Annotated in this window: 11 protein-coding genes, 2 tRNA genes and 2 rRNA genes; 14 read left to right on the top strand and 1 reads right to left on the bottom strand. The window is 42.2% G+C overall.

Going from position 1 to position 11731, the window contains the following annotated elements; genetic code table 11:
- From QE429_RS24395 to tsaD, 8 genes are all read left to right on the top strand, one after another.
- Positions 1–106: ribosomal RNA gene (locus QE429_RS24395) — 23S ribosomal RNA — on the top strand; the annotation flags it as partial.
- An 81-nt stretch (positions 107–187) separates the two neighbouring features.
- A 5S ribosomal RNA gene (gene rrf / locus QE429_RS24390) occupies positions 188–304 on the top strand.
- Between the two features lie 155 nt (positions 305–459).
- Positions 460–533: transfer RNA gene (locus QE429_RS24385), tRNA-Met, on the top strand.
- Positions 534–536: 3 nt separating this feature from the next.
- Positions 537–613: transfer RNA gene (locus QE429_RS24380), tRNA-Asp, on the top strand.
- 198 nt (positions 614–811) lie between these two features.
- Positions 812–1267, top strand: a complete 456-nt coding sequence (gene tsaE, locus QE429_RS24375) for a tRNA (adenosine(37)-N6)-threonylcarbamoyltransferase complex ATPase subunit type 1 TsaE (RefSeq protein ID WP_307290685.1) — start codon at positions 812–814, stop codon at positions 1265–1267.
- On the top strand, positions 1264–1962 hold the full coding sequence (gene tsaB / locus QE429_RS24370) for a tRNA (adenosine(37)-N6)-threonylcarbamoyltransferase complex dimerization subunit type 1 TsaB (protein WP_307290684.1): 699 nt from the start codon (positions 1264–1266) through the stop codon (positions 1960–1962). Before tsaE ends, tsaB begins: the two co-directional genes overlap by 4 nt.
- Positions 1963–1982: 20 nt before the next feature.
- Positions 1983–2432 carry a ribosomal protein S18-alanine N-acetyltransferase gene (gene rimI, locus QE429_RS24365; RefSeq protein ID WP_307290683.1) on the top strand — a complete coding sequence of 150 codons (450 nt, stop codon included), beginning with the start codon at positions 1983–1985 and terminating at the stop codon, positions 2430–2432.
- Positions 2429–3457 carry a tRNA (adenosine(37)-N6)-threonylcarbamoyltransferase complex transferase subunit TsaD gene (gene tsaD, locus QE429_RS24360; protein WP_307290682.1) on the top strand — a complete coding sequence of 343 codons (1029 nt, stop codon included), beginning with the start codon at positions 2429–2431 and terminating at the stop codon, positions 3455–3457. Before rimI ends, tsaD begins: the two co-directional genes overlap by 4 nt.
- Positions 3458–4362: 905 nt before the next feature.
- Here tsaD and QE429_RS24355 read toward each other — a convergent pair.
- Entirely contained in the window at positions 4363–6282 is a 1920-nt protein-coding gene (locus tag QE429_RS24355; protein ID WP_307290681.1) for an ABC-F family ATP-binding cassette domain-containing protein, read from the bottom strand.
- A 167-nt stretch (positions 6283–6449) separates the two neighbouring features.
- Here QE429_RS24355 and moaC point away from each other — a divergent pair, with 167 nt between their 5' ends.
- The 6 genes from moaC (at position 6450) to QE429_RS24325 (ending at position 11611) form a co-directional block, all read left to right on the top strand.
- Positions 6450–6947: a cyclic pyranopterin monophosphate synthase MoaC gene (gene moaC, locus QE429_RS24350; protein ID WP_307290680.1), complete on the top strand. Its 498-nt coding sequence runs from the start codon at positions 6450–6452 to the stop codon at positions 6945–6947.
- A gap of 35 nt (positions 6948–6982) precedes the next feature.
- Positions 6983–7636 (top strand): redox-sensing transcriptional repressor Rex, encoded by a 654-nt coding sequence (locus tag QE429_RS24345; RefSeq protein WP_307290678.1) that lies wholly within the window; start codon positions 6983–6985, stop codon positions 7634–7636.
- A gap of 354 nt (positions 7637–7990) precedes the next feature.
- Entirely contained in the window at positions 7991–8614 is a 624-nt protein-coding gene (locus QE429_RS24340; protein ID WP_307290677.1) for a YhbD family protein, read from the top strand.
- 12 nt (positions 8615–8626) lie between these two features.
- Positions 8627–9346 carry a polymer-forming cytoskeletal protein gene (locus QE429_RS24335; RefSeq protein ID WP_307290675.1) on the top strand — a complete coding sequence of 240 codons (720 nt, stop codon included), beginning with the start codon at positions 8627–8629 and terminating at the stop codon, positions 9344–9346.
- A gap of 15 nt (positions 9347–9361) precedes the next feature.
- Positions 9362–10084 (top strand): cytoplasmic protein, encoded by a 723-nt coding sequence (locus QE429_RS24330; RefSeq protein ID WP_307290673.1) that lies wholly within the window; start codon positions 9362–9364, stop codon positions 10082–10084.
- Positions 10085–10096: 12 nt separating this feature from the next.
- Positions 10097–11611 (top strand): MDR family MFS transporter, encoded by a 1515-nt coding sequence (locus QE429_RS24325; protein WP_307290672.1) that lies wholly within the window; start codon positions 10097–10099, stop codon positions 11609–11611.
- Positions 11612–11731: the final 120 nt, after the last annotated feature.

The following is an 11731-nucleotide window of genomic DNA, read 5'->3' as shown; positions in this document are numbered from 1 at the left end:
TTCAAGCTAGTAAGAACCCTGAAAGATGATCAGGTTGATAGGTCAGAGGTGGAAGCGTGGTAACATGTGGAGCTGACTGATACTAATCGTTCGAGGACTTAACCAAGTTTTAAAGCGAACTCAAATGTTTATTGAATTTTCTTCTACATTATCTAGTTTTGAGAGAACGAACTCTCAAATAAAATAGTCTGGTAACTATGGCGAGAAGGTCACACCCGTTCCCATACCGAACACGGAAGTTAAGCTTCTCAGCGCCGATGGTAGTTGGGACGAAAGTCCCTGTGAGAGTAGGACGTTTCCAGGCTGTTTTAATATATTATTGTCGCGGGGTGGAGCACGATCGAATAATCTTCTTCGAACCTCTACAGCGCAACGATTGAGCCACTGCTTGAATAAGCCTTCCGAAATCGGAGCGGGCTTAAACTCAGAGCATGCTCAAAATTTTATAATTTATACCGTCGCGGGGTGGAGCAGTCTGGTAGCTCGTCGGGCTCATAACCCGAAGGTCGCAGGTTCAAATCCTGTCCCCGCAATATGGTCCGGTAGTTCAGTTGGTTAGAATGCCTGCCTGTCACGCAGGAGGTCGCGGGTTCGAGTCCCGTCCGGACCGCCATATATATGCTAAAATCAAGTACGAAACCAGGTTTCGGCTTTTTTTTATGTATTTTATTTGGTTTTTTTGCTCAATTCATCATAATCATGTACACTACATATGGAAAAGGCATCCTTAGGAGATATCCTAAGGTTTTTTTTACACATAAATAAGGTAAAATGAGAATAAAGGATTGTTAGGAAAGTAAAAGGTGATTGAATGAACCAATTCGAATGGAAAACGACAAATTCGGAGGAAACGTCTATATTTGCAGAACGTTTGGCCAAGCTTTTACTGCCAGGTGATGTTATCGCCCTTGAAGGCGACCTTGGGGCAGGAAAAACGACGTTTACTAAGGGTCTGGCTAAAGGGTTGGAAGTAAAGAAGACCGTTAACAGCCCGACTTTTACCATTATTAAAGAGTATAGTGGCAGGCTGCCGTTGTATCATATGGATGTCTATCGGGTAGCAGATGCCTATGAAGACCTGGGTTTTGATGAATACTTTGAAGGTGATGGAGTCACGGTAGTGGAATGGGCTCATTTGATTGAAGAACAGCTTCCACAAGAACTATTAACAATTTTCTTGTATCGTGACGAAGGCGATCAAAGGAAATTGGTGTTAGCACCAAAGGGAAACAGATATGAGGAATTATGTAAGGAGATTTTTAGATGACAATATTGTCGATAGATACTTCTAATTATGCGTTAGGAGTAGCGCTTTTAGAAGAGGATCAGGTAATAGGAGAATATATCACCAATCTAAAGAAGAATCACTCTGTACGGATTATGCCGGCTATTGAAACCTTAATGAAGGATTGTGGAAAGGTTCCAGCTGATTTGACCAAGATTGTCGTTGCCAAAGGCCCAGGCTCTTATACAGGTGTAAGAATTGGCGTAACCATTGCTAAAACATTAGCATGGACGTTAAACATTCCCCTTGTGGGAGTTTCCAGCCTTGAAATTTTAGCCGGGGGAACGGGACGATATTTTGATGGAATGGTATCCCCTTTGTTTGATGCCAGAAGGGGACAAGTTTACACAGGCCTTTATCAATTTGTAGATGGAAAGCTTACCGTGGTGCAACAGGATCAGCTAGTAATGCTTGCTGACTGGGTAGACAGGTTATCAGATTCAGATAAGCCCATCTTATTTGTAGGAAACGACCTGCCAATTCATCAAGCTAAAATTGAAGAAGTACTAGGTTCTAAGGCGATTTTTGCAAGTGTGACTGAACATAATCCGCGTCCTGCTGAGCTTGGGTTGTTAGGAAAGGATTATGCGGGAGAGGATCTCCATTCCTTTGTTCCAAATTATATACGTTTAGCAGAAGCAGAGGCCAAGTGGCTTGAGGCAAAGGGAAAAATATAAATGGATAGGGAAAGAGATATATGGTAGATTCTTTTGTTTTTCGTTATATGAGGGATGAGGATATTGATCAAGTTCTAGAGGTTGAGCATGCATCCTTTACTACACCTTGGAGCAGGGAAGCATTTTATAATGAGCTGCACAATAACAAATTTGCAGTCTATATTGTGCTTGAGGATGACAATAAGATTATTGGTTATTGTGGAACATGGGTGGTCATCGATGAAGCCCACGTGACAAATGTAGCTATTATGCCGGGGTATCGAGGAAAGAAACTGGGTGAGGCATTAATGACAAAACTAATGTCTGTGGCTAGAGAGATGGGAGCTAGAAGTATGACTCTTGAAGTGAGAGTGACGAATCATATAGCACAATCCCTATATCGGAAATTAGGGTTTCAGGATGGCGGCATTCGAAAGAATTATTATTCAGATAACCAAGAAGATGCACTAGTGATGTGGGTGAATTTATGAAAAAAGATCAATTAATTTTAGCAATAGAAACAAGCTGTGATGAGACTGCAGTTGCTATTATTAGAAATGGCCGTGAGATGGCAGCAAACGTCGTAGCTTCACAAATTGAAAGTCATAAGCGGTTTGGCGGGGTTGTTCCCGAAATTGCCTCCCGTCATCATGTCGAGCAAATCACGATTGTGATGGAGGAAGCACTGAACCAAGCGAATGTAACCATCGCAGACCTGGATGCGATTGCTGTTACAGAAGGTCCTGGATTAGTGGGAGCGTTGTTGATAGGTGTAAATGCAGCGAAAGCATTGGCATTTGCTCATAATAAGCCATTAGTGCCTGTTCATCATATTGCCGGGCATATATATGCAAATAGGCTGGTAACCGAACTGAAATTTCCTTTATTAGCGCTTGTAGTCTCTGGTGGCCATACGGAGCTTGTTTATATGAAGGAGCACGGTCACTTTGAAGTCATTGGTGAGACAAGAGATGACGCCGCTGGAGAAGCCTATGATAAGGTGGCTAGAACGTTAAATATGCCATATCCGGGTGGTCCGCATATCGACAGGTTAGCGCACGAAGGAAGTCCTACTATTGATTTGCCTCGTGCATGGCTGGAGGAAGGCTCTTTTGATTTTAGTTTTAGCGGATTGAAATCTGCTGTGATTAATACTGTGCATAATGCGGAACAGAGAGGCGAGAAGATTGCTCCTGAAGATTTAGCAGCAAGCTTCCAAGCGAGTGTGATTGAAGTACTTGTCGTTAAAACTGAAAAAGCAGTTGCCAAGTATGGGGTGAAACAATTATTAGTAGCTGGTGGAGTGGCTGCAAATAAAGGGTTAAGGAGTACTTTAGAAAAAACATTTGCAAATAAGCCGGAAATTGAATTAGTCATTCCTCCGTTATCTTTGTGCACAGATAATGCCGCTATGATTGCTGCGGCGGGAAGCGTCATGTTTGAAAAAGGAGTCAGAGCTGGGTTGGATTTGAATGCCATTCCAGGACTTGATATTGAATTGTATAATGAAGTGTAACCCTTCCCCAATGGAAGGGTTTTCTTGTGGATAAGATTTTTTCAAAATAAACAAGAAATTGTTTATATGTTGATAACTATAGTTATTATTGTGGACAATGTGGATAAAAACGGTGTTTACTGTGGATAATGTGGAAAAGTGTGTGGAATAACTGAAATAGTAACCTTTAAAATGTAGATAAAGTTGTGGAAAAAGGACTGTTTTAATAAAAATTGTAGATAAATGATGAAAGTGTGTAGATAAAACGGAGAAACGTGTAGAAATAATCCTAAAGTGTGTAGATATATGCCGATTTTGTGTAGATAAATCAGAGAAACGTGTAGATAAAATTCCCTGCTTTTTTGAAGGAAATAAGTAGAGGAAATCTACATCAACATTAGCTGGGTTTTTTCAAGAAAAAGGAGAAGTAGAAAGAGTCTACATCAACATTAGCTGGTTTTTTCAAGAAAAAGGAGAAGTAGAAAGAATCTACATCGAAGTTAGCTGGCTTTTTTCAAGAAAAAGTAGAAGTAGAAGGAGTCTACATCAACATTAGCTGGGTTTTTTCAAGAAAAAGTAGAAGTAGAAAGAGTCTACATCGAAGTTAGCTGGCTTTTTTCAAGAAAAAGTAGAAGTAGAAGGACTCTACATCGACATTAGCTGGGTTTTTTCAAGAAAAAGGAGAAGTAGAAAGAGTCTACATCGATGTTAGTTGGCTTTTTTCAAGGAAAAGTAGAAGTAGAAGGAGTCTACATCGACGTGAGCTGGGTTTTTTCAAGAAAAAGTAAAAGTAGAAAGAGTCTACATCGAAGTTAGCTGGCTTTTTCCAAGGAAAAGTAAAAGTAAAGGGAGTCTTCATCGACTCCCTCACCTCCGAAAACAAGACATAAAAGGAAAAACCGGGCACACCAGCCCGGTTTTTCCGATTAATCAGCAAGCTCAGCCCATTCTTCCATCAATTGCTCAAGCTCAGTCTTTGCTTTTTCACTTTTTATATTAATTTCTAGCACTTTTTCGTGATTTTGAAAAATATCAGGTGCACATAGCTGCTGTTCGAAGTCTTGGATCTCTTCCTCCAGCTCTTCAATCCGCAACTCAATCTCTTCTAGCTTCCTTTTACGCTGGCGCTCTAGCTTTTTGCTTTCCTTATCCTGTTGATAAGAGTTTTTCTCTAGGACGTCTGCTTGAGCAGCCTTTTTGGCGGATTCAGCCAGTGCCAGTGCGGCCAACTCTTCCTGTTCGAGTTTCTTTTCTAAATAATAATCATAATCTCCGAGATACTCTGTGCTGCCGTGACGGCTTAATTCCAATACCTTCGTAGCAATTCGATTTATAAAATAGCGGTCATGGGAAACAAACAAAATCGTACCAGGGTAATCAATTAGTGCATTCTCCAGGACTTCCTTGCTATCAAGGTCCAAGTGGTTCGTCGGCTCGTCGAGGATCAGAACATTGGCCTTTTCTAGCATGAGCTTGGCAAGTGCCAACCGTGCCTTTTCGCCTCCGCTAAGAGTGGAGACAATTTTTAGCACATCATCACCAGAGAACAAGAAGTTTCCTAGAACGGTACGAATCTCTTTTTCATTTTTTAGCGGGTAATCATCCCACAGCTCATTTAATACTCGCTTATTAGAGGTTAACTCTGCTTGTTCCTGATCGTAATAGCCAATCGCAAGGTTTGTCCCATATTGAATGGTTCCACCAAGTGCGGGGAGCTTCTTAATAATGGTTTTTAAAAGTGTAGACTTACCGATTCCGTTCGGGCCGACAAGGGCAATGCTTTCACCCTTAAAGGCACGGAAGGAGATATCCTCAGACACTTTATCGCCCTCGTAACCAACCGCTAGTGAATCGACGGTTAATACATCATTCCCCGTTTGTTTTTCAATTTCAAAAGAGAAGGTAGCGGACTTCTCATCCCCAAGAGGGCGGTCCATTAACTCCATCTTCTCTAATTTTTTCCGGCGGCTCTGTGCCCGTTTCGTTGTTGAGGCGCGCGCTAAATTTCGTTGGATAAAATCCTGCAGATTCGCTACCTCTTGCTGTTGCTTTTCATACAGTTTCATATCCCGTTCATAATTGGCCGCTTTTTGGTCAAGGTACGCACTGTAGTTCCCCGGAAAACGTTGGATTTGCTTGCGGGAAACTTCATAGACCTGATTCACGACTTTATCTAGAAAGTAACGGTCATGGGAGACGATTAAAATAGCGCCATCATATCCCTGCAAATATTGTTCGAGCCAGGAAAGGGTATCAATGTCCAGATGGTTGGTAGGCTCGTCCAAAATTAAAATATCAGGTTTCGTTAACAGCAGTTTCCCTAAAGCAAGCCGGGTTTTTTGCCCTCCGCTTAAACTAGCAATCATGAGGGAATTGTCTTGAAAGTTTAGACCATGGAGAACGGAACGAATGTCAGCCTCGAACTGGTATCCACCCTGCTCCTTAAATTTTACTTGAAGGGTATCATATTCTTTAAGAACCCGTTCATACTTGACGGCATCTTCAAACACAGCGGGGTCTGCCATTTGTTCTTCCAGCTGGCGAAGAGATTTTTCCATGAGGCGAAGTGGTTCAAAAACGGTCAGCATTTCATCCCAAATGGATAAATTGGATTCTAATCCTGTATTTTGGGCTAAATAACCGATCGTTACTTCCTTTGGCTTGATAATTTCTCCGCCATCATGGGACAAATGTCCGGCAATAATCTTTAGAAGTGTCGATTTTCCAGCCCCGTTACGGCCGACAAGAGCCACGCGGTCTCTTGTTTGTAATTCTAGCTTTATATTCGATAAAATAAGGTCAGCACCATAGTATTTTTGTAATTGATTGACTTGTAATAAAATCATATTTTTCACCTCTATTACTTAGGACTAGTGTACCGTATTAGCGGAATGACGGCAATAACTCGGACTCTTCCCGTGCCTCTTCTGATAAAAAATTGCTTCATTCGTTCAAAGTTTCACACACATAAAAGGGAAAATAGTGTATTATTTTTTGATAGGAGGATTTTTTTATGGCCGAATTTACGCATTTTAATGAAGAAGGCAGAGCGAAAATGGTGGATGTCAGTGACAAACCTGAAACGGCGCGAACTGCCATTGCTCATTCTAGCATAACCGTAAGTAAAGAGATTTTTGACAAGATCACCAATCATGAGATGAAAAAAGGCGATGTTTTAGCTGTTGCCCAAGTGGCGGCTGTTATGGCGGCTAAAAAAACATGGGATCTCATTCCGATGTGTCATCCTATTCCACTAACAGGAGTTAATATTTCTTTTGCGTGGGAAGAGGAGCAAACAGGAAATTTTCAATTACATATTGAGGCAGCAGTGAAAACAAAAGGGAGCACAGGTGTGGAAATGGAAGCGCTAACAGCTGCATCTGCTTGTGCCCTAACTGTCTATGATATGTGTAAAGCAGTTGATAAAGGGATGGTCATTGGACCAACCTATTTAGTGGAGAAAACAGGCGGCAAAAACGGTGATTTTAGGAGAAATGGTCAGGTTAAATAAGATGTAAGAAAACCATTCATGGGATGTGGGAGAAGATGAGTAACGAAACAATGAAAATACCACAGGCGACAGCCAAGCGGCTGCCCCTCTATTATCGATTTTTAAAGAACCTGCATACTTCCGGTAAACAACGAGTTTCATCCGCAGAACTAAGTGAAGCGGTAAAGGTGGACTCGGCAACAATTCGCCGTGACTTTTCCTATTTCGGGGCTTTAGGTAAGAAGGGGTATGGCTATAATGTAAACTATTTGTTAACCTTTTTCCAGAAAACGCTGGATCAAGATGTATTAACAAAGGTTGCGTTAATTGGAGTAGGTAATCTAGGGACGGCCTTTTTAAACTATAACTTTTTGAAGAATAACAACACGAAGATTGAGGTTGCCTTTGATGTCGATCCAGAAAAAATGGGGACGAAAATTCGGGAAGTTCCGGTTTATCATTTGGATGACCTAGAGAAGGTGTTGGAAAACAGCGATATTCAAGTAGCCATTTTAACAGTTCCAGCGCCGGTTGCACAAGTAATTACAGACCGACTTGTGAAGGCGGAAGTGAAAGGAATCTTAAACTTTACGCCAGCCAGGTTAAATGTGCCGGCATCCATCCGGGTTCATCATATCGACCTAGCCGTGGAACTGCAATCATTGGTTTACTTTTTAAAACACTATCCAACAGAAGATACAGATGAATAGTACTAGGTAAGGCCTTTTACGAAACTTGCTTCGTAGAAGGCCTTTTATTTTTTCTGTTTACGTAACCATTGTTGTTATGGAGGAAAAGGGAAATAATGTTCATTTTGTATCAAAGCTATACTACGAAGAAGCTGGCTAATTTGGATTGCTCCCTTAGAAGAGTAACGAATAAACGGAGTTTTTCCGGTTATTTGCAAAATCGAGCTCATTTAGGAATAGATAAGCGGAGGTTTTCCGGTTATTCAAAGAATGGTACCCCATTAAAAAAAGCCTTTTTTACATAAAATTGTAAATTATAACTTTACAAACGTAACAGTGTTATGTTACATTGTTAATCAGAAAGGGGTTTTTATCATGAGTGAGGAGTTAATCTCAAAAAAAGACCTATTAGAATTGGCGGGAATTTCGTATGGACAGTTGTATAGGTGGAAGCGTAAAGACCTTATTCCGGAGGAGTGGTTCATCCGGAAATCAACCTTTACCGGCCAGGAGACATTTTTTCCAAAAGAAAAGATTCTGGAGCGCATTAATAAAATTCAAACAATGAAGGAAAATCTTTCACTTGATGAACTTGCAGACATGTTTTCACCGAATATTTCAGACCTGCAGTTAGATAAGGATGAGTTAGTGAAACGTAACATTGTTTCGATAAGTGTAATGAATTTTTACTTAGAGAATGAAAAAGGCAGCCAAACGTTTTCGATTAACAGGATGCTTGAGGTATTCGTCTTAGAGAAGCTGCTGCAATCCGGCGAAATTAATTTGGATGAGGGAAAAATGCTGCTACAGGTATTAAAGGAGCATGCTGCAATCATTAAACAAAAAAGCTGTGAAGTAGTCATTACGCGCAAGCTTGGCGTGTCAACGTGTCTGTTGTTAATCAACGCGGAAGCGGTTCATTTTGATCAGGGGACAAAAGTGGTCGTCCAGCTTTCCCTGATGTCCTGCATGGAAGAGATCAAGGCTAAATTACTATAAAGGAGAATATACATGGATACGAAGGATAGAGGAGACTTAGTCATCAATGGTTTCGGAGCCTCGAACGGTGGAGCATTTCACCAGGTCACATTGAATGGATTCGGTACGGTACACAGTGATGTGGAATGCATAGAGTTTGAAAGTAATGGGTTCGGGACAGTGGATGGAAATGTGAAAAGTGAGCACACCAAAATAAACGGCAAAGCAAAGGTAAAGGGGACGATGGAGTCCCAAAACGTCTCAATCGATGGAACGGCAAAGATTGAGGAACATCTTATTGGAAAAATCGTAAAGGTTTACGGTAAGGCGTCGGTGGGTGGCAGAGTAAAGGCTGATGAAGTCAAAATTAATGGCGTTTTAACGGTTGGAGGAGATTGCGAGGCTGAGATGTTTAAAGCCGATTCTCAATTTTCTATTGGTGGGTTATTAAATGCGGAGGACATTAAAATTCAGCTGCATGGTCCTTGTAAGGCAAAAGAGATTGGCGGAGAAACGATCACCGTGAAATATAAAGGATCCCTTTTTGGGAGTTTAATAAAACCGTTGTTTCCTACACAGTTGGAAGTAGAAGTGATTGAAGGAGACAAAATCGAACTGGAGAATACGATTGCTAAGGTTGTACGTGGAAATCAGGTGAAGATTGGCCGGAATTGTCAAATCGCTGTGGTGGAATACCGGGACGATTTTTCGCAGCACAAACAGGCTGTAGTCAATGAAAGTAGAAAGGTGTAGTAGGAGGGAAGGAACATGGAGAAAAGTAGTAACCTTATTATCAACGGTTCAGGGAGTTATCCTGGCGGTCAATATAGAAAAATCAGCATCAGAGGAGAGGGGACCATCGTCAATGATGTAGACTGCTCCAGCTTTCATGTATATGGAACGAGTGAGGCTCGGGAAAATGTCAAAGCGGGTTCGGCTAAAATCCTTGGTGAAGCAGAGGTAAAAGGAATGATGGAGGCCGAGGAAACACTCGTTATGGGGACGATGTCAGTCGGGGGTAAGGCGCAGTTGAAAAAAATGAAGATTTACGGCTTGCTCGAGGCTGAAGATCGATTGAGTGGAGAGTCCGCTGTTATTAAAGGGAGCATATCGGTAAAAGGCGATGTCGAGTATGAGACATTTGACTCCAGCGGTGGTTTCGAGATCAAGGGGCTCTTGTCAGCGGATACGATAAAGATTGTTGTAAGTCATGGGGAAAGCACGGCTGAGGAAATCGGCGGCGGAAAAATTTCAGTGAAGAGAGGCTCTTGGCTAATTCCATTCACGAATATCCCACTTTCAAAAAAATCAGGTTCGCTCCATGCGAAGGTGATTGAAGGCGATGAGGTGTATTTGGAGAACACGAAAGCAGCAATCGTTCGGGGAAATGTGGTGAAAATTGGACCTGGGTGTGACATCGGACTGGTGGAATATCGAGAGAATTTGACTCATGATCCTACTGCTACGATTAAAACAAAAACGAAGGTATAGAGGGGGAAAGGTATGACAGCGAAGGATAGTAAACTAGGTTTGGTAGTCACAGGGCTGTTATTAGGTATTTTAATGGCATCGATGGATAATACCATCGTCGTTACCGCGATGGGGACGATTGTTGGGGACCTCGGCGGCCTTGAAAGCTTTGTTTGGGTTGTGTCTGCTTACATGGTGGCAGAGATGGCAGGTATGCCGATTTTCGGAAAACTGTCTGACATGTACGGGCGGAAGCGGTTCTTTATTTTTGGATTAATTTTATTTATGGCGGGTTCCGCTTTGTGTGGGACGGCGGAAACGATCACGCAGTTAAGTATTTACCGTGCCATTCAGGGAGTCGGCGGCGGAGCGCTTGTGCCGATTGCCTTTACGATAATGTTTGACCTGTTTCCTCCGGAGAAACGGGGGAAGATGGGCGGTTTGTTTGGAGCGGTATTTGGGTTGTCGAGCATTTTCGGGCCACTGTTAGGAGCTTATATTACAGACAATATTAGTTGGCATTGGATTTTCTACATTAATCTGCCGCTTGGGATTCTTTCATTAATCTTTATTGTGATTGCCTATAAAGAGTCACCTGTTCATCAAAAGCAAACCATTGACTGGTGGGGCGCGGTGACATTGGTTAGCGCAGTGGTCTGTCTCATGTTTGCTCTAGAGCTTGGGGGACAGAAATATGATTGGGATTCGGTGACGATTGTAAGCTTGTTTGCAGGATTTGCGGTTCTGTTTCTCCTCTTTTTATTTGCGGAGACAAAGGCTAGGGATCCAATTATCTCTTTTTCCATGTTTAAAAACCGGCTGTTTGCCGGGAGCACCATTGTCGGCTTGTTTTACGGAGCGGCCTTTATGGCAGCAACGGTGTACATCCCGATTTTTGTCCAAGGGGTATATGGCGGCAGTGCAACGAATTCGGGGTTGATTTTATTACCTATGATGCTGGGATCTGTTGTGACCGCTCAAGTAGGTGGATTTTTAACAACGAAAATGAGCTACCGCAATATCATGTTCGTGTCCGGTGTGATTTTGATTGGTGGAATATTGCTGTTAAGTACACTCACCCCAGAATCCAGCCGAGCGATATTAACCCTATATATGATCGTTGTTGGTCTGGGAGTGGGATTCTCGTTTTCTGTGTTGAGCATGGCAGCGATTCATCCGTTTGGCATGGAGCAGCGGGGATCGGCAACTTCAACTAGTAACTTTATTCGTTCGCTTGGCATGACGATCGGAATTACCGTCTTCGGTACGATTCAACGGAATGATTTTTCAGAAGGTCTTGGAAAGGCCTTTGCTGGAATGGGGCCGATGCCGAAGGGGGGAGCGTTCGGAGATTCACGTGCGTTATTATCAGAGGAGGGCCGGAAAATGATTCCGCCACAGATTCTTGATAAAATTACTGATGCACTTTCCAGCTCGATTGTCCACACGTTTACATGGGCCCTCGTACCAGCAGGACTCGCCTTCTTATTTATCTTCATTTTAGGTAAAGAACACATGGTGATTAACCGCAGAGAAGGTTCAAAATAAAAGGTGTCAGGCACCATTTTGAAAATTTCACTTGGTGCCTGACACCCTTTTTTGGTGATTCGCTGATAAATGGCTTGAATTCGCTGATAAAATTCAAGATTCGCTGATAAAACCGGTCAA

This window comes from Bacillus sp. SORGH_AS_0510 (genome assembly GCF_030818775.1).
Lineage (GTDB): Bacteria > Bacillota > Bacilli > Bacillales > Cytobacillaceae > Neobacillus.
This window is presented reverse-complemented; position numbering and strand designations above follow the sequence as displayed.